The 17046-nt window shown below is 70.3% G+C and carries 15 protein-coding genes and 1 riboswitch; of the genes, 7 read left to right on the forward strand and 8 right to left on the reverse strand.

All coding sequences use genetic code 11. The annotated features are described in order from the left end of the window. Nucleotides 1–14: 14 nt before the first annotated feature. Nucleotides 15–626, forward strand: coding sequence for a TetR/AcrR family transcriptional regulator (locus tag OG623_RS01105; RefSeq protein ID WP_406143419.1), 612 nt, complete (start codon nucleotides 15–17; stop codon nucleotides 624–626). Between the two features lie 66 nt (nucleotides 627–692). On the opposite strand, the gene OG623_RS01110 is transcribed toward OG623_RS01105, so the two are convergent. Further along, a complete protein-coding gene (locus tag OG623_RS01110; protein WP_406143420.1) occupies nucleotides 693–1733 on the reverse strand; it encodes an NAD(P)-dependent alcohol dehydrogenase in 1041 nt (346 codons plus the stop codon). Between the two features lie 170 nt (nucleotides 1734–1903). Between OG623_RS01110 and OG623_RS01115 the strand changes: the two genes are divergently transcribed. Then, entirely contained in the window at nucleotides 1904–2896 is a 993-nt protein-coding gene (locus OG623_RS01115) for a helix-turn-helix domain-containing protein (protein WP_406143421.1), read from the forward strand. 107 nt (nucleotides 2897–3003) lie between these two features. On the opposite strand, the gene OG623_RS01120 is transcribed toward OG623_RS01115, so the two are convergent. Further along, nucleotides 3004–6966 (reverse strand): glycoside hydrolase family 2 TIM barrel-domain containing protein, encoded by a 3963-nt coding sequence (locus OG623_RS01120; protein ID WP_406143423.1) that lies wholly within the window; start codon nucleotides 6964–6966, stop codon nucleotides 3004–3006. A 268-nt stretch (nucleotides 6967–7234) separates the two neighbouring features. Between OG623_RS01120 and OG623_RS01125 the strand changes: the two genes are divergently transcribed. The 3 genes from OG623_RS01125 (at nucleotide 7235) to OG623_RS01135 (ending at nucleotide 9608) form a co-directional block, all read left to right on the forward strand. After that, entirely contained in the window at nucleotides 7235–8464 is a 1230-nt protein-coding gene (locus OG623_RS01125) for a WS/DGAT domain-containing protein (protein WP_406143425.1), read from the forward strand. A 77-nt stretch (nucleotides 8465–8541) separates the two neighbouring features. Next, nucleotides 8542–8994, forward strand: coding sequence for a hypothetical protein (locus OG623_RS01130; protein ID WP_406143426.1), 453 nt, complete (start codon nucleotides 8542–8544; stop codon nucleotides 8992–8994). Nucleotides 8995–9005: 11 nt separating this feature from the next. Next, the gene (locus OG623_RS01135; RefSeq protein ID WP_406143427.1) at nucleotides 9006–9608 is read left to right on the forward strand and encodes a histidine phosphatase family protein; all 603 of its coding nucleotides are present in this window, start codon (nucleotides 9006–9008) and stop codon (nucleotides 9606–9608) included. A gap of 59 nt (nucleotides 9609–9667) precedes the next feature. Here the strand turns inward: OG623_RS01135 and OG623_RS01140 are convergent, their stop codons facing one another. From OG623_RS01140 to OG623_RS01155, 4 genes are all read right to left on the reverse strand, one after another. Further along, nucleotides 9668–10426, reverse strand: coding sequence for a CbtA family protein (locus OG623_RS01140; protein WP_406143429.1), 759 nt, complete (start codon nucleotides 10424–10426; stop codon nucleotides 9668–9670). A 22-nt stretch (nucleotides 10427–10448) separates the two neighbouring features. Further along, nucleotides 10449–10670: a CbtB-domain containing protein gene (locus OG623_RS01145; protein WP_406143431.1), complete on the reverse strand. Its 222-nt coding sequence runs from the start codon at nucleotides 10668–10670 to the stop codon at nucleotides 10449–10451. A gap of 61 nt (nucleotides 10671–10731) precedes the next feature. Beyond that, a riboswitch (cobalamin riboswitch) is annotated at nucleotides 10732–10809 on the reverse strand. A 119-nt stretch (nucleotides 10810–10928) separates the two neighbouring features. Beyond that, nucleotides 10929–11492, reverse strand: coding sequence for a CGNR zinc finger domain-containing protein (locus OG623_RS01150; RefSeq protein WP_406143433.1), 564 nt, complete (start codon nucleotides 11490–11492; stop codon nucleotides 10929–10931). Nucleotides 11493–11552: 60 nt separating this feature from the next. Then, entirely contained in the window at nucleotides 11553–11753 is a 201-nt protein-coding gene (locus OG623_RS01155) for a hypothetical protein (protein ID WP_406143435.1), read from the reverse strand. 233 nt (nucleotides 11754–11986) lie between these two features. Between OG623_RS01155 and OG623_RS01160 the strand changes: the two genes are divergently transcribed. Beyond that, the gene (locus OG623_RS01160; protein WP_406143437.1) at nucleotides 11987–13051 is read left to right on the forward strand and encodes an alpha/beta fold hydrolase; all 1065 of its coding nucleotides are present in this window, start codon (nucleotides 11987–11989) and stop codon (nucleotides 13049–13051) included. 7 nt (nucleotides 13052–13058) lie between these two features. Here OG623_RS01160 and OG623_RS01165 read toward each other — a convergent pair whose 3' ends face one another. Together OG623_RS01165 and OG623_RS01170 are read right to left on the reverse strand one after the other, a co-directional pair. Continuing rightward, nucleotides 13059–14039 carry a TIGR03557 family F420-dependent LLM class oxidoreductase gene (locus OG623_RS01165; RefSeq protein WP_406143439.1) on the reverse strand — a complete coding sequence of 327 codons (981 nt, stop codon included), beginning with the start codon at nucleotides 14037–14039 and terminating at the stop codon, nucleotides 13059–13061. 122 nt (nucleotides 14040–14161) lie between these two features. Then, nucleotides 14162–15049, reverse strand: coding sequence for a helix-turn-helix domain-containing protein (locus OG623_RS01170; protein WP_406143441.1), 888 nt, complete (start codon nucleotides 15047–15049; stop codon nucleotides 14162–14164). A gap of 154 nt (nucleotides 15050–15203) precedes the next feature. Here OG623_RS01170 and OG623_RS01175 point away from each other — a divergent pair, with 154 nt between their 5' ends. Then, a complete protein-coding gene (locus tag OG623_RS01175) occupies nucleotides 15204–16973 on the forward strand; it encodes a glycoside hydrolase family 35 protein (RefSeq protein ID WP_406143442.1) in 1770 nt (589 codons plus the stop codon). The last annotated feature ends 73 nt before the right edge of the window (nucleotides 16974–17046 follow it).

Below are 17046 nucleotides of genomic sequence, written 5' to 3' on the forward strand. Positions count from 1 at the left end.
GCTACGGTGGTCCCATGCCCGAAACTCCGACCGTCGGCCGCCGCGAGCGCAAGAAGGCCGCGACGAGGCAGGCCATCGCCGACGCCGCCCTTGAGCTCTTCCTCGAGCACGGTTTCGACCACGTGAGCGTCCGCGACATCGCCGAGAGAGCCGACGTGTCGACGACCACGCTCTTCGCACACTTCCCTGGCAAGGAGTCACTGGTCTTCGACCGCGAGGCGGAGGTCGAGGCGGCCCTGGTCGCCGCCGTACGGGAACGGCCCCCGGGGCGGGATGTGATCGACGCGCTCCGCGCCCACGCGCTGAAATCCTGGGTGTCCCTCGCGTCGGATCCACGCCGGGACCGCTTCACGGCGCTGGTGGACGAGACACCGGCGCTCCGCGAGTACGGGGAGCGCATGTGGATGCGGCACGCGGGCGCTCTCGGCGCCGCGATCGCGGAGGAGACCGGCCGGGATGCGGATGATCTCGCCTGCTCGGCACTGGCCCGGTTCGTCCTGGAGATCCCGGCCCTGGCCAAGGGCGGGCACGATCCGCAGACGGTGGTGGACACGGTGTTCGACCTGCTGGTCAACGGCTGGCAGCCACAGCACGGATCGGGCGGGACGAGCCAGATGTTCATCTGAGCCGCATACCGGACAGCCGCGCCCCGGGACGATCCCGGGGCGCGGCTGTTGGGCGGTCGGTGAACCTCAGATGGTCGCGGCGTCGATCACGAACCGGTACCGCACATCGCTGTTCAGCACGCGCTCGTACGCCTCGTTGACCTCGGAGGCGCCGATCAGTTCGATCTCGGCGCCCAGTCCGTGCTCGGCGCAGAAGTCCAGCATGTCCTGGGTCTCCTGGATACCGCCGATGCCGGAACCCGACAGGGACTTACGGCCCCCGATCAGGGAGAAGAGATTGACGGATATGGGCTCCTCGGGCGCGCCGACGTTCACCAGAGCGCCGTCCGTCTTGAGGAGGGAGAGGTAGGCCCCGAAGTCCAGCGGCGCCGACACCGTGGACAGGATGATGTCGAACGTGCCGCGTAGATCCTCGAAGGTCTTCGGGTCGCTGGTGGCGTAGTAGTGGTCGGCTCCCAGCTTCAGCCCGTCCTCCTGCTTGCGCAGGGACTGCGAGAGTACGGTCACCTCCGCACCGAGGGCGTGCGCGATCTTGACGCCCATGTGTCCGAGGCCTCCCATGCCGAGGACGGCGACCTTCTTTCCGGGCCCAGCGTTCCAGTGCTTCAGCGGGGAGTAGGTGGTGATCCCGGCGCAGAGCAGCGGCGCGGCCTTGTCGAGCGACAGACCGTCGGGGATGCGCAGGGTGTAGTTCTCGTCCACGACGATGTGCGTGGAGTAGCCGCCGTAGGTGGGGGCGCCGCTCCTGTCGATGGCGTTGTACGTGCCGGTGTTGCCCTGTGCGCAGTACTGCTCCAGGCCGGCCTTGCAGTTGTCGCACTCACGGCAGGAGTCGACCATGCAGCCGACACCCACCCGGTCGCCCACGGCGAACTTGGTGACTCCGGAGCCGGTCTCGGTGACGATTCCGGCGATCTCGTGACCGGGGACCATCGGGAAGATGCCCTCTCCCCAGCCGTCGCGGGCCTGGTGGATGTCCGAGTGGCAGATACCGGCGAACTTGATGTCGATCAGGACGTCGAACTCACCGACCGCGCGTCGCTCGATGGTGGTGCGCTCCAGCGGAGCCTTCGCGGCAGGGGCGGCGTACGCAGCGACAGTGGTCATAACGGAATTCTCCTAAGGAGTGGTCTGCGCCCGGCAGCTTTCGGTCCGGGCACGCGGTCCACCGTCCTCCTTCCCACCACATTCGCCCAGGCCACGGTTCTGCCTACGTCCAGTGGTCCTACTACTGGCGGGGTCAGGACCGTGTGCGTACGACGGTGGATACTGGATGCATGGAGGAGCAGCCTGTACCCGAGCCGTGGTCCGACGGCGGTCCGGCCACCGACGCCGGTCCCGCCAGCGACGCCGGTGCCGCTGCGGACGCCCGATCCGGTGGCGGCACGGGGCGCGGCCTGGACCGGCGTGCCGAGCTCAGCGAGTTCCTGCGCAGCCGGCGTGCCCGGCTGAAGCCCGAGGACGTGGGCCTGCCCGACTTCGGACGGCACCGCAGGGTCCCGGGGCTGCGCCGCGAGGAGCTGGCACAGCTGGCCGGAGTGTCCGTGGCGTATTACACACGTCTTGAGCAGGGCAACGGACAGAACGTCTCCGCGGAGGTGCTGGGCGCCATCGCGACCGCGCTGAGGCTGACCAATGCCGAGCAGGCGCATCTCACACACCTCGCGAAGCCGAAGCAGCACAAGAAGAAGCCCTCGACGCGGCAGCAGCGGGTGCGTGCGCCGCTCAGTCAGCTGCTCGACACGATGGACGGCGTTCCCGCGTACGTCATCGGGCGGCGTTCGGAGATCCTGGCCTGGAACCGGATGGCCGCGGCGGTCTTCGGTGACTGGTCACAGCTGCCGCCGCAGGAGCGGAACTGGGCGCGGCTGACATTCCTGAAACCGGAGTACCGGGACCTGTTCGTGGAGTGGGACCAGAAGGCCTCCGACATCGTCAGCTACCTGCGGATGGACGCGGGCTGTCACCCCGACGACCCTCGGCTTTCCGCGCTCGTCGGTGAACTGTCCGTGAAGAGCGACGAGTTCCGGAAGCTGTGGGCCAGGCACGACGTCAAGGAGAAGAGCCACGGCGTCAAGCGGCTGCACCATCCACTGGTGGGTGAACTCACCCTCTCCTACGAGACGTTCGCTCTGCCCGACGACGCGGAACAGTCGATGATCGCGTATCACCCGGAGCCCGGCTCGGCGTCCGCCGACGCACTGCGCCTGCTGGCGAGCTGGGGCGCGGACGCGGCGCGGGCGGGCTCGTCCGTTCCCGGGATGCCCTGACCGGGGCGAAGGGCATCCCGTGCTCTGCGGCTTCGCCGCCGCACGCGGGACCGGCCACGACTGGTGACCGGTCCCGCGTGCGGACGGCGCTACGTTCGGAACACGCCCTACGCCGAGAGCTCCGTGGACGTCGGCCGGCGCGACGCCTCCATCGCTCCGTCGGGGTCGGTCAGCGGGCGCAGCCGGTAGGTGTAGGAGTAGTCCTGGTCGGCGAACAGCTTGAACTCGTCGTGGACAGGCGCACCCCAGCTGTCGTCACCGCCCACCCCCATCTGCCGGTGGTTCAGCCGTAGGACGACTTCGTCCCGTGGGGTCAGCTGGAAGTCGTGCCGGACGCCCGTCGACAGGTCCTCCGGGGTGTAGTGGGAGGCGCTGAACTCGATCAGCGGCTCGCCGGACGCGAGCAGCCCCTTGCCGCTGCTGTCCGTCAGCGCGACCCACCGCACATCGGTCCTGTTGCCGTGCTCCTGCGGACGCAGGTACGGAGTGCGGCTCCTGGGAACGGTGGCCGAGTGGAGCCCCGTCTGCGTGCCGTTGTTGCGGTCCCAGTAGTTCTCGTCCGGCCCGCGGCCGTAGTACCGCAGGTGCTCCAGGCGAGCGGGCAGGAGGAGCAGTGCGCCGACCTCCGGGATGTACGGGAGGTCCGCGGCGCCCGGGTGCAGGGTGTGGTCGACCTTGATCTCGCCGTTGCCGAAGACCGTGTACGTGGTGGTGTACGTGGACTCGGTCGTGGTGGGCAGGGTGCCGCTGACGGAGATCTCGACGGCCCGGTCCCCCATCTCGCGGACCTCGAATCCGGTCACCTCGCGCTCGCTGCCCGCGTAGCGCCAGGTGCCGTTCCGGGCCGGCTGGCCGTTGCCGACATCGTTGTCCGTGGGGGCGCGCCAGAAGTTCGGGGCCGGGCCCGAGCTGATCAGCTGGTCGCCACCCGCCTCGTAGGAGGTGATGACTCCGCTGCTCCTGTCGACGGTGACGGAGAAGTCCTCACCGGTGACCGTCACGGAGCCGTCGTCGTCCTGGTGGCTCAGCGCGGGCACGGAGTCCAGCGGTACGGGTGTCACGGCCGGGCTGCCCGCGTCGAGGGCGAGTTGCTGCCTGGCCACCTCGAATCCGGCCTTCGCCCACCGCGTGGGCTCCTTGGTGGTGAAGGACAGCTCGATGAAGTACTCGGCGCCGGGCGCCGGATCCTCGGGCAGCGTGAGGGGCACGGTGATCGTCTTGTGGGCCAGGGGCGCGATGTCCAGCTGCGCCCGGGTGAGCTTTCCGCGCTGTACCTCCTTGCCGTCGGCGACCAGGGCCCAGCTCCCGTTGAACTCACGCAGGTTGGTGAACAGGTACTCGTTGGTGACGGTGATCCGCCCGGCCGCCGCGTCGCCGTCGCCGACCGTCGCCTGGATCGCCTGGTAGATCTGCTTGATCTCCGTGGCCTTGCCGGTGTGCCCGCGGTCGGCGGTGACGATGCCGTCACCGGAGAAGTTGCCGTCGTTGGGGTTGTCGCCCCAGTCACCGCCGAAGGCGAAGAACGTCCGCTCGGCCGGCTTGCGCTCCTTGAAGCCGACGGTGGCGGCGTCGAACCAGAACCGCACGTCGTCGTCGCCCGGGCCCCGGGAGCTCGATGCCAACTCGGTGGCGCTCAGGGCGCGGGCGTAGACGCGCGCCCGCCGGACCGTGCCGCTGAACTCACGGGTCCAGGTGTCCGCGTCGGTGGCGATCGCCAGGGGTGCGGAGTTGCTGTCGGCAGGTTTGGAAGCGGCCCGGGTGGCCTTGACCTCGCCGTCGACGTAGAGAGTCAGTGTGCCCGCCTCGGCGTCGAAGACGCCCGCGATGTGGTGCTCGCTGCCGGTCCAGTCGTCCGGGAGCTCCCAGGTCGCGCTGACCCACTCGCCGTCGGAGTAGATGAAGAAGTCCAGTGCCGCATTGGTCTGCTTCAGGGCGTACTGGGTGTCGCCCTTGGCCAGAATCGGCTGATGACCGCCCAGCGCCTTCGATGTGGCCCAGGCTTCGAGCGTCAGCGATCCGGTGATGTCGAGGTCCTCGTCACGGTCGAAGACCGTACCCCCGTACACCCCCTTGTCCCGGTCGAAGGTGCCGCTGGGAGCGAGGATCTGGCCGCTCACGGCACCGGGCCCTGCCTCCGTGAAGAGTTTGCGTGTGGGGGTGGGCCAGGTGAGCGCCTGGTCGGCGAAGTCCCAGATCCAGCCGCCCTGCAGGACGTCGAAGCGGCGGATGAGGTCCCAGTACTTCTTGAAGTTTCCGTTCGAGTTGCCCATCGCGTGGGAGTACTCGATCAGGACGAACGGCCGGGTGTCGGCGGTGTCCTCGGCGCGCTCCCGGACCTGGGCGGGCCGGGTGTACATCTCCGAGCAGATGTCGCTGACCCCGGGGCTGTCGTCGCCCTCGTACTGGATGACACGCGTCGTGTCGTAGGAGCGGATCCAGTCGTGCATGGCGACGAAGGCGGAGCCGCTGCCCGCCTCGTTGCCGAGCGACCAGATGACGGCGGAGGCGTGGTTCTTGTCGCGGTGGACCATGTTCCTGGCGCGGGCCACACACACCTCCGTCCAGTCCGCGTGGTCTCCCGGGTAGCGGTCGTTGACGCCGTGGGTCTCGAGGTTGGTCTCGGCCACCAGGTACAGGCCGTACACGTCGGCCAGTTCCAGCCACAGCGGGTTGTTCGGGTAGTGCGAGGTGCGGACGGTGTTCATGTTGAGCCGCTTGACGGTCTCGATGTCCGTGACCATGTCCGCGCGGGTCAGCGCCATGCCCCGCTCGGGGTGCATCTCGTGCCGGTTGGTGCCGCGTAGGGAGACGGGTCTGCCGTTGATGCGCATCAGCCCGTCCACGAGGGCGAATTCGCGGAAGCCCACCCGGTGCGACAGCGTCTCGGTCACCCGGCCGGCGGGGTCGCGCAGCCGCAGGACGGCGGTGTAGAGATGCGGGTGCTCGGCCGACCACAGATCCGGCTTCGGCACGGCCTTGGCCGACTGTACGGTCACGTCCTTCCCGGCCGGCGCTGAACCGACATCGGCGGACTGCCGCAGCGGGCGGGACCAGACCGGGTGCCCGTCCGCGTCGTACAGCTGGGTCTCGACGGTGTACTTCCCGCTCCCGGAGGCCTCACCGTACGCGCGCACGGAGGCGGTGACGGACAGTTCGGCGGCCGTGTAACCGTCGCTGAGCGGGGTATCGAGCTTGAAGTCGCGCAGATGCACGGCAGGGGTGGAGAAGAGGTGGACCGAGCGGAAGATCCCGCTCAGCCGGATCATGTCCTGGTCCTCCATCCAGTCACCGTCGGAGAAACGGTAGACCTCCACGGCGATCTGGTTGCGGCCCTGTTGGAGATGCGGGGTGATGTCGTACTCGGCGGAGGTGTAGGAGTCCTCGCGGTAGCCCACGGGCTTGCCGTTGATCCATACGTAGTGGGCGGACTTCACGCCCTCGAAGTGCAGGAACACCTGTCGTCCGGCCCAGCCGCGCGGGACGGTGAAGGTGCGCCTGTACTGCCCGACGGGGTTGTAGCGGGTGGGGGCGAAGGGCGGTTGCGCGTCCTCGCCCAGGCCGTTGGCGCCCGCCCAGGGATAGGTGATGTTGGTGTAGATCGGGAAGTCGTGACCGTGCAGCTGCCAGCAGGACGGCACGGGGATGGTGCCCCAGGAGTGATCGTCGAGGTCGGTCCTGTGGAAGTCCGGGTCGCGGTCGTCAGGACGGTCGGCATAGGCGAACTTCCACGTCCCGTCGAGGTCGAGCCGCCACGGGGAACGTGTCCGGTCGCAGGCCAGGGCCTGGCCGACGTCCGCGTACGGCATGAGCGTGGTGTGGGGAGGCTCCGAACCGACGTCGAAGACCGTGAGGTTGTTGTTCCACTCCGGGTAGCCGTTGGCCGGCGGGTCGAAGGCGGCGGGGGCGGCGTCGGCACGTGCGACCGCGCCTGCGGAGAGGGCGGCGGGGAGAGCGGAGAGGGCGAGTGCGCCGAAACCGGCGGCTCCGCCCTCCAGAAGCCGGCGACGGCTGACGCTCCAGGGCCCGGGCCTGCTCCACTGTCCGCCGTCGTGCGTGCTGCTGGCTGTCATGTCGATGCGGCTCCTTGCGGGGGAAGTTGCCTCTTCGTCACGTTCGATATTTCGTTGGGCGTCCGAAATCCTGCCGTGACCGTAGTGACGGGTGGTGAGAGGTGTCAACGGTCGTGCCTGTCACCTACGCGAGTGATCTCGGCGGCGATCGTGCGCGGAGGGCGCCACCTCAAGGCCCCACGCCTGTTGTCCGGTTGGACACACAACCGGCTGAACAGACACCCGGCCGAACAGACAGCCGGTCGGGCAGACAGGACGTGACGGACTCATGCGGTCGAGGATTCCCCTTCCGGCTCAGCCGGGTGACGCGGCGCTCATGGACATGGCGCCGCTGACCCACGCGGCACAGATGTACCTCTCCACGGCACTGATCCTGGAGGGCGACGCACCGGACGCGGCGGAGGTGGCCGCCCACATCGCATCGCGTGCGGGGCGGGTTCCCGGCCTCGGGCACCGCTATGCCGAGCGCGCGGGACGCCCCGTCTGGCAGCCGCAGCGGGTACGCGTCGCCGAGCACATCGCGCGGCTCACGCTTGACGCCACGGCCGCGGACGCCGGTGTCGAAGGGCTGATGAGCGAGGCCCGACGACGACCGCCCGTTTCCCCCGCCGGAGCGCCGATGTGGGACGTTCTGATCGTCACAGGATTCGTGCCCCGGCGCTGGGCGCTCGTCTTTCGCTGCCATCACACGCAGATGGACGGCGGGGCCGTCTCTCACACCCTCGGCCTGCTGTTCGGCGACAGCCCGGTGGCCAGGCGCCGTCCCCTGATGAGCCGGGCGGTCGCCTCCGCTCTGCCGCGTCTTCCGTCCGCGGCCGCCGCCCTGCTTCGGGCGGCCCGGCCCACCGCCCCGTGGCCCGCACCGGCGACCGCACGCCTGGAGGGCGAGGCGACCTATGCGGTGACCGATCCCGTGGAGGTGGATGCCGTCAAGCAGCCAGGCGCCAAGCTCTCCCAGGTCTTCACCGCCTGCTTCGCGCTGGCCGCCGACTCCTGGTGGCCGCTTCCCGGTGACCGCCGGGTCCACGTCGTGGTTCCGATGGATCTCAGGGAGCCGGGCGAACACCGGACACTGGGCAACCACTTCGCGCCGATGCGTCTGGCGCTGCCCACCGGAGCCGCGGACCACGTCCTGCGTGAGACCGGTGCGCAGATGGCCACTTGGCAGACGTCCGGGTTCCGCACGGCACTCGACATGACGATGCGGCGGATCACACCCTTCCCCGTGGCGCACGGTCTGGGCAGGCGGATGGGGTCGGGGGCGTGCTGCAGGGGGGTGGTCTCCTCGGTGCGCTGTGTGAGCCCCCTGTCCTTCGGAGGCACTCCGGTCGTGGACCTGGTGGCCGCCATGCCCACGTTTCCTGGACATGCCCTGTCGTGCCTCCTCGTCTCGTACCAGGGGCGGGCCCGGATCTCCTTCGCCTCCCACACCTCTCTGCCGGCGGTCGGCACGCTGCCCCAGGCATGGGAGCAAGCACTCAAATCGATCAAGGCATGAGCACCGCCGGCCTCACCGGTATCCTGGCGGTCCGGCGTCAAGGCCGAATTGGCCGAGATCAAGGAGAAGGCACACCGATGAGCGAAGAATCCCGGACCGACATAGGCGCCACCGACCCCTCCGAACCCGAGGAGGCGCACGAGCAGGCCGAGCGGACCGCCGAAGCACTGGCGGCCGAGGCCGACATCAAGGCGCAGGCGAAGGAGAAGGCCGCCGCCGCGAGGGAACAGGCCACGGAACGGGTGGCCCTCGCGGCCGACCAGCTCCGCGGCAAGGCGGAGCAGGCCACCCAGCTCGTCAAGGGCAAGACGCCTGACCCCGTCCTGGAGAAGTCCGCCCAAGCCGCGGCCCAGGTACGGCAGACAGCGACCCGGGCGGGTCAGTACGCGGCCGACAAGGCCCCTGATCCGCTGGTGGAAACGGCCGGCCGGGCGGCGTCGTTCGCCCGCGCCAACCGCAATCAGCTTCTCGCGGGCGGCACACTGCTGGCCACCGTCCTGCTGGTGCGGCGTGCGCGGGGTCGCCGGTAGGTGGTCACGACGTGACCAGTCGCGTCACCCTGATCTCGCCGGCGATGAACGCGTCATTGCGCCGGGCCCGCTTCGACGACGGTGCCTCGATCGACGCGGAGGGGGCCGCACGGGCCCGCGCGGCGGCCGGCGCACTGCCCACATCGGTGCGTGTCGCCGTGTCGCCCGTGGTGCGGTGCCGGGAGACGGCGACCGCGCTCGGGCTCCACGGGGCCGAGCCGGCCGAGTTGGCCGGGCTGGACGTGGGCCGCTGGCGTGGCTCGGACCTCTCCGAGGTCAGCGCGGCGGAACCGGAGGCCGTCGCGCGATGGCTCGCGGATCCCGCGTCCGCTCCCCACGGGGGTGAGTCGGTCGAGAGCCTGTGCGGGCGGGTGGCGCTCTGGCTCGAAACGGCGCAGGACACCGAGGGCCGTACCCTCGCGGTCGTGGAACCGGAGGTCGTACGGGCCGCTGTCACGCTGGTGCTGGGCGCGCCCCCGGCGGCTTTCTGGCGGCTCGACGTCCCCCCACTGACCGCGACCACCCTCAGTGGGCGCGGTGGCCGTTGGAACCTGGGACTCGGGCGCCCGCTGGAATCGTCCGTGGCGGTCCCGGAGGACCGAGCGGTGATCTGACCCGTACGACGAGAGGGCCCCTGGAACAGTCCGGGGCCCTCTCGTCCGTGTCGGTCAGGTCACCGCGGGGCGGTCACCGCCGTGCCCGTGGACACCGCCGCGGGCTTCGGATCCAGAAGCCGCTCGGCCAGTTCGCCGAAGACGAGGCCGAATCCGCCCCACAGAGTGACCTGCATGGCCAGTGCGGACAGCCTGAACCGCCACAGCAACGTCGCGGGGAAGTCGTCCGGCACCTCGTTGATCACGGGCAGGGCCTCGTAGGCCAGCCCGGCCACCACGGCGAATCCGAGTACGGCGACGACGGTGGCGTACCAGGCGCCGAGTTTCGGCGCGAGTCGTTTGCCCACGATCACCGCGACGATCGTGAGCAGCACGCTCAGCAGCATCATCAGGACGTACAGGGTGGTCCGCTTCCCGATGGTGTCGGGGTCACCGACCGCGGGCGGGTTGGCGGGGTACTTCAGGAACGGCACCACGTACACGGCGAGCAGGGCGATTCCCGCGAGCAGCAGCGCCGTGGCCCGCGGGCCGAAGCGGCCCACCCGGCCGAGCGCGAAGCAGAAGGCGAGGGCGGCGATGCCGCCGAACGCCACTCCGTAGATCAGGATTCCGGTGGCGAGGCCCGCGGTGGACTGCAGGCTGCGGGAGACGAGTTCGACCTCGTGCTCGTGGGAGTGCGCGTGGGATTCCTCGAGGCCGATGGCGCTGTCCACGGAGGGTTCACCGAGGAAGTAGGCGACGATCAGGGCGATCACGCCGGCAGCGAGGCCGGCGAGCATGCCCCGCACGAGCAGATTTCTCACAGTTGCGGAGTTCATGAGGGTGCTGTGTCCGTCCTCGTCAGTGGCAGGGGAAGCCGAGGAGATGACGGGCATCGTGTACCCACTCGTGGACGCCCTCGCCCGAGACGACAGCTGTGGCGCCCTGCTCCGCGCCGACGAAGTACAGCAGGACAAGCATCAGGATGCCGAAGAAGACCGCCCAGGGGGCTATGTCCTTCAGGGGCAACTTCAGGGGCACGACAGGATCGGTGGCTGTCGGCTGAACGGCATGCTGGGCCATGGAGTGGCCTCCTCTGGGAGTTCGCGTCCCAACTCGGTGGTGCACAGGACGACGGCCCCGGGTCTGACTCGCGACGCTCTCCCCCGGAGGGCTGCGTCGTCCACAGTGGCGCGACCGTGCCGGATTCCCACCGGCTTCCATGATGCCGTCGTCGATATCAGAGCGACAGTACCGTGTGCCGCTCCGGCGGCCAATACCGCCTCACCTGGCGTGATCCAGGGCGATCCCACCGGTCGGGCCGGTCTCGCCGGGGGCGGTTCAGTGAGCGCGAGAGGCGGGCGCGCCCTTCTTGCGCGCGCGGTAGGCGGCCGCCTTGATCTTGTTGCCGCAGGAGTCCATGCCGCACCACTGCCGCCGCATGCCGTGGGAACGGTCGACGTAGACGCGGGTGCACTCGGGGTTGCCGCACTCCTTCATCAAGGGCACCTCGGGCCCGCTGAGCAGCTCGACCGCCAGCCGGGCGACGGTCGACAGGGCCTCGTCAGACGTCGCCTCGGTCCGCCGCCCGGTGCGGGTGAGCTGCGGTGTGGCGGAGGGCCTGCGCGCGGCCGCGTTGACGACGGCGAGCGCGTCCCCGCCGAACCTCTCCCCCAGGCGGCGGGCGGTGACCAGCTCGTAGATCGCCTCCCGCACGGCCCTCGCCTGCCGTACGTCGCTGTCGCGGGCAGGGGTGATCGCGTCGACGACGCCGGATTCCAGATACCAGGCGCCCAGCCGCTCCGGGGTCACGAACATCTCGAAGCGCGCCGAACGGCGGGCCCTGAGGGTCGCGGCGAAGTCGAGGGCCGGGTTTCCGCAGACGAAGACATGATCGAGATTCACATCACCATCCTGACAAGTGACGGCCCGAGGCCGCAAGGCACTCCCCCACGGCCGGATTCCTCACAGGCCGAGGTCCAGGGCCAGGCAGGAGAAGTAGTTCCACGAGCCCTCGGGGTTGTAACGCTCGCCGGGGCCGCGCTCCGGAGCTGCGGCCTTCTCCTCGATCAGGTGCTCGTGCCGGACGCGGTCGGGCAGTTTCCCGAAACGCGTCTGCCGCTCCATCGCCGCGGCGCGGTCGCCCTGCGCCTCTTCGCTCTTCACAGCCGGTCTCCACTCGTCCGGGTGGCGCGGTGCGCTGCGCCACGGCTCCCCGAGTACAGCCCCGGGTAGAGCCAGGATGCACTTGACTTCGTCACCGGTCAAGCCGGTGACGAAGGGCACCCGCCACACCGATCCACCTCGGCGTCACCTGCTTGACCGGTGACGCGGGCTGTGCCAGGGTCGGCGTGCGGCAGCGGCCGTCGGCAGCACTCGGCAGAGGAAGGGTCACTCGGATGATCAACAGGCGTGTGTTCGGCAGGGCGGTCGGTATCGGCACCGGCACGGCAGCCATGTCACTGGCCGGACTGCGGGGCGCGTCCGCCGCCGAACCGGCCGGCGCGCCCTCCCGGCGGTCCGGCCCCACCGCGCCCGCGGCTGCCGCAGGCGCCCACACCTCGTTCGCCGCCCTGAAGCAGGTGCGGGCGGGTGTGCTGGACGTCGGTTACGCCGAGGCGGGCCCTCAGCACGGCCCCGTGGTGATCTGTCTGCACGGCTGGCCCTACGACATCCACAGCTACGTCGATGTGGCGCCCCGCCTGGCCGAGCAGGGCTACCGGGTGATCGTCCCGTACCTCCGCGGTCACGGCACGACGCGCTTCCTGTCCTCGCGCACGGTCCGCAATGCCCAGCAGTCGGCGGTCGCGCTCGACATCATCGCCCTGATGGACGTCCTCAAGATCGAGAGGGCCGTGCTCGCCGGCTTCGACTGGGGATCGCGCACCGCCGACATCATCGCCGCCCTGTGGCCCGAGCGCGTCGCGGCTCTGGTCTCGGTGAGCGGTTACCTCATCACCGATGTCGAGGCGCAGAAGACACCGCTGCCCGCGAAGGCCGAGTACAGCTGGTGGTACCAGTACTACTTCTCCACCGAGCGGGGCCGCACCGCCATGGCGACGCCGGACGACCGCGACGCCCTGTGCCGGCTGGTCTGGGAGACCGTCTCGCCGACCTGGCAGTTCGACGACGCCACCTTCGAACGCACCGCCGCCGCCTTCACCAACCCCGACTACGCGGCCGTCGTCATCCACAACTACCGCTGGCGTCTGGGCCTCGCCGACGGCGAACCCCGCTACGACCGCTACGAGCGGCAGCTCGCGGCCCGCCCCCACATCCACACCCCGACCATCACCCTCGACGCGGAGCTCGACCCCTTCACCGTCCCCGACGACGGTGCCTCCTACCGAGACTTCTTCACCGGCCCCTATGACCACCGCACGCTCGCGGGCGTCGGCCACAACCTGCCCCAGGAGGCCCCGGACGCCTTCGCCCGGGCGGTCGTCGACGCCACCCGTCTCTGAACCCCGGTCAGGCGGCTCGGCCGTCGGGCTTCAGCTGTCGGAGGGGGCCGTCGAGTTCACTCCGGTAGAAGTCGATGAAGCCGTCGGGGTCGGGGCCGGCATTCTGCATGACCAGCCGGTCGAATCCCGCGTCGACGAACGTGCGGGCCACCTCGATGTATCGGGCGGGGTCGGCGCCACAGGCGAACTTCTTCAGCACGTCCTCCTCGCGCACGGTCGCTGTCGCGGCGTCGAAATTGACCGGGTTGGGCAGTTCACTCATGACCTTCCAGCCGGTCAGGGCCCACCGCGAGGTCGACAGGGCGGCCGCGGCCGCGGTGTGCTCGTCCGGGGCCCAGGCCATCGGCACCTCCGCGTAGCGCGGGCCGCTGCCGCCCGCGTCCCGGTAGTGCCGGACGATGTCCGGCTTGTTCTCGGTGGCGAAGAGACCGTCGCCGAGTTCCGCGGCGATACGTGTCGAGTCCCGGCCGCTCGCGGCCACCGCGATCAGCGGGAGCTGCTCAGGAAGATCGAACACCCGGGCGTCCCGCAGTTGCAGGTGCTTGCCCTCGTAGGACCGGTATCCGCCGCTCCAGAGCAAACGGATGATCTCCAGGGCTTCCCTGAGCAGCTCGTGCCGGGTGCTGACCGCGTCGGGGAAGCCACTGCCGACCACGTGCTCGTTGAGGCGCTCGCCGGAGCCCACCCCGAGGACGAAGCGCCCTTCCGACAGCAGAGCCAGAGTCGCGGCGGCCTGGGCGATGACCGCGGGGTGGTAGCGCACCGTCGGGCACGTCACCCCGGTCGCAAGACCGATCCGTGAGGTCTTCGCCGCGATGCTGCCCAGCACGGTCCAGGCGAACGGCGAGTGCCCCTGGTTGTCGAGCCAGGGATGGTAGTGGTCGCTGATCTCGACGAAGTCGAATCCTGCCCGCTCTGCGAGGACCGCCTGCCTCACCAGTTCCGCCGGGCCGAAGGCCTCTGCGGCCAGCTTGTACCCCACGTGCATGTGTTTCTCGTCTCCCGAAGCGTCAAGGGCGTTTTGTCCGCACAGAGGTACCCGTCGACGCAGGGACGTAACGCGTGTCCGGCCGATTGCCCTACCGGTGAACCGCTGCGTGATCCGCGCGACTACGGCGGCGGTGCCGCGATGGTCGGAGGGTGCTCGGGATCCGGTATCCGGTCGCTCCAGCCACCGGGGACCGCGCGGCCCTGCTGGTCGCGGAAGCGGACGGGGGCCATGCCGACGCGGCGGGTGAACAGGCGCGAGAAGTAGGCGGGGTCGTCGTAGCCGACGCGGCGGGCGACGGCGGCCACGGGGAGCTCGGTGGCCACCAGGAGTTCCTTGGCGCGCCCGAGGCGGATACCGAGGAGGTAGTCCTTGGGACTGCATCCGGCGCCCCGGCGCACGGCGGTGCGCAGCTCGGCCGGGGTCATCCCGTGGCGGGAGGCGTGTTCGGCGACGGACAGGGGCTGGAAGGCGTCGCGGGCAAGGGCGCCCAGCACGGAGTCTCCGTCCGCACCGACGTCCGCGCGGGCACGGCGAAGCGCGACGAGCAGTTCGTGCACGGCGGCGCCGGTCTCCACTTCGAGGAGGGGATTGCCGAGCCGGGCGGCGCGGGCGATGCGGCTCACGGCGGCGCGGGCGGACGCGGTGTCCGACAGGGGGACGACGGGACGGTCGTGTTCGATGTAGCCGAGCTCGGTGTACGGGGCGGTGGCCGGGCCCGTGAAGTCGACGAAGCTCTCGTCCCACCCGGTGGCCGGGTCCGGGCCGTAGTGGTGCGGGATGCCCGGAAGCAGCCAGATCAGCGCGGGGGCGGTCACCCGGGTGTGCTTGCCGTCGGGGCCGCGGTACCAGCCGCTGCCCGCATTGACGACGACGGCGACATGGTGGTCGAGGGTGCGGGGTCCGACGGCGGGCAGTGTGCCGTGCTGGAGGCCGACCCCGAGGCAGACGAGACCCAGCCTGTGGTGGGTGGGGCCGGGCGTGAAATAGCGCATCCAGGTGTGGTACATCCGCTTCCGCTTCCTCCCCGCCCGAACGGCCGACGTGCCGTTGTGTCCTGACAACGCCGATCGTTGTGTCCAAACAACGCTGATCTTTGTCCATGGACCCGCCCCGCCGCCAGGGGGTGAGGTGGGGTGGTGGAGGAACGAGAGGCGGCGGACCATGGCTGTGTTCACGATGGGTGAGCGGGATTTTGAGCTGGACGGGCGGCCCGTACGGCTGTTGTCGGGCGCACTGCACTATTTCCGGGTGCACGAGGGCCAGTGGGAGCACCGGCTTGCGATGCTGCGTGCCATGGGGCTGAACTGCGTCGAGACGTACGTCCCATGGAATCTGCACGAGCCGCGGGAGGGGACCTACCGCGATGTGGAGGCGCTGGGGCGCTTCCTCGACGCGGCGCACGCCGCGGGGCTGTGGGCGATCGTGCGGCCGGGGCCGTACATCTGCGCGGAGTGGGAGAACGGCGGTCTGCCGCACTGGCTGACGGGGGCGCTCGGCACCCGGGTGCGGACCCGGGACGCGGAGTACCTCGGGCAGGTGGAGCGCTGGTTCGGGCGGCTGCTGCCTCAGGTGGTGCGGCGGCAGACGGACCGGGGCGGTCCGGTGATCATGGTGCAGGTCGAGAACGAGTACGGCAGTTACGGGTCCGACCAGGTGTATCTGGGCCGTCTGACGGAGCTGCTGCGCGAGCTGGACGTCACCGTGCCGCTGTTCACCTCCGACGGGCCGGAGGATCACATGCTGACGGGCGGTTCGGTGCCGGGGGTGCTGGCGACGGCCAACTTCGGTTCGGCGGCCGGGGAGGGCTTCGCGACGCTGCGGCGGCACCGTCCGGACGGGCCGCTGATGTGCATGGAGTTCTGGTGCGGGTGGTTCGGGCACTGGGGTGCGGAGCCGGTGGTACGGGACCCCGCCGACGCGGCTGCCGCGCTGGAGGAGATCCTGCGGAGCGGCGCGTCCGTCAATATCTACATGGCGCACGGCGGTACGAATTTCGGCGGCTGGTCGGGGGCGAACCGTGCCGGGGCACTGCACAACGGCGAGCTCCAGCCGGTCATCACGTCGTACGACTACGACTCCCCCATCGACGAGTACGGCCGCCCCACGGAGAAGTTCTGGCTGTTCCGGGAGGTCCTCGCATCCCACCGGGAGGGCGATGCCCCGCTGCCGGACGTACCGAGGGCTCCCGCCGCTCTGGCCGGTCCGGCAGGCGCGGAGCTCATGGAGTGGGCACCGCTGGGTGAGGTCATGGACGCCCTGGGCGGTCCGGAGACCGAGCAGGCGGTTCCGCCGACGTTCGAGGAGCTGGGGGTGGACCGCGGGGTGGTCCGCTACCGGGTGGACGTGCCGGGCCCGCGTCAGCCGTATCCGCTGGGGGTGACCGGGCTGCGGGACCGTGCGGTGGTGTACGTCGACGGGGCGCGGGCCGGGTCGCTGGAGGGCGGACCGGGCGAGGCCGGCTCGTACACGGCGCTGGACGCACCGGTGGCCGGTCCGGCGGCGGTGGAGCTGTGGGTGGAGTCGCTGGGACGGGTCAACTACGGTCCGCGGCTCGCCGAGCCGAAGGGGATCACGGGCGGCATCCTGCACGAGCGGCAGTTCCTGCACGGGGTGCGGGCGCGGGGGCTGGCTCTGGACGCGTTCGAGGAGACGGACGCACTCGGGAAGGTGGCGTTCCGCTCCCCTGAGCCGGGCGCGGCCGGCCTGTTCCGGGGAACGTTCGACGTGCGCGGCGCGGGGGACGCCGGGCTCGCCCTGCCGGGGTGGGAGCGAGGCTTCGTCTGGGTGAACGGCTTCTGCCTGGGGCGCTACTGGAGTGTGGGGCCGCAGGACTCGCTGTATGTCCCCGGGCCTCTGCTGCACGAGGGTGTGAACGAGGTGTGGGTCCTGGAGCTGGAACGCTCGGGCGAGCGCCTGCTGACCTTCGGCTGAGGGGCAGGTCCGTAAGCCCCGGAGGGCCGGTCCCGTTCGCCGGGACCGGCCCTCCGGCTCGGTGCTCATGGCC

The sequence above is a fragment of the Streptomyces sp. NBC_01012 genome, assembly GCF_045162755.1.
In the GTDB taxonomy this organism is placed as follows: Bacteria; Actinomycetota; Actinomycetes; order Streptomycetales; family Streptomycetaceae; genus Streptomyces.

Coding starts and splice junctions, on each gene's coding strand:
- OG623_RS01160 (WP_406143437.1), top strand. CDS start 11,987: ATGATCAACAGGCGTGTGTTCGGCAGGGCGGTCGGTATCGGCACCGGC.
- OG623_RS01115 (WP_406143421.1), top strand. CDS start 1,904: ATGGAGGAGCAGCCTGTACCCGAGCCGTGGTCCGACGGCGGTCCGGCC.
- OG623_RS01105 (WP_406143419.1), top strand. CDS start 15: ATGCCCGAAACTCCGACCGTCGGCCGCCGCGAGCGCAAGAAGGCCGCG.
- OG623_RS01120 (WP_406143423.1), bottom strand. CDS start 6,966: ATGACAGCCAGCAGCACGCACGACGGCGGACAGTGGAGCAGGCCCGGG.
- OG623_RS01140 (WP_406143429.1), bottom strand. CDS start 10,426: ATGAACTCCGCAACTGTGAGAAATCTGCTCGTGCGGGGCATGCTCGCC.
- OG623_RS01125 (WP_406143425.1), top strand. CDS start 7,235: ATGCGGTCGAGGATTCCCCTTCCGGCTCAGCCGGGTGACGCGGCGCTC.
- OG623_RS01145 (WP_406143431.1), bottom strand. CDS start 10,670: ATGGCCCAGCATGCCGTTCAGCCGACAGCCACCGATCCTGTCGTGCCC.
- OG623_RS01110 (WP_406143420.1), bottom strand. CDS start 1,733: ATGACCACTGTCGCTGCGTACGCCGCCCCTGCCGCGAAGGCTCCGCTG.
- OG623_RS01170 (WP_406143441.1), bottom strand. CDS start 15,049: ATGTACCACACCTGGATGCGCTATTTCACGCCCGGCCCCACCCACCAC.
- OG623_RS01165 (WP_406143439.1), bottom strand. CDS start 14,039: ATGCACGTGGGGTACAAGCTGGCCGCAGAGGCCTTCGGCCCGGCGGAA.
- OG623_RS01130 (WP_406143426.1), top strand. CDS start 8,542: ATGAGCGAAGAATCCCGGACCGACATAGGCGCCACCGACCCCTCCGAA.
- OG623_RS01175 (WP_406143442.1), top strand. CDS start 15,204: ATGGCTGTGTTCACGATGGGTGAGCGGGATTTTGAGCTGGACGGGCGG.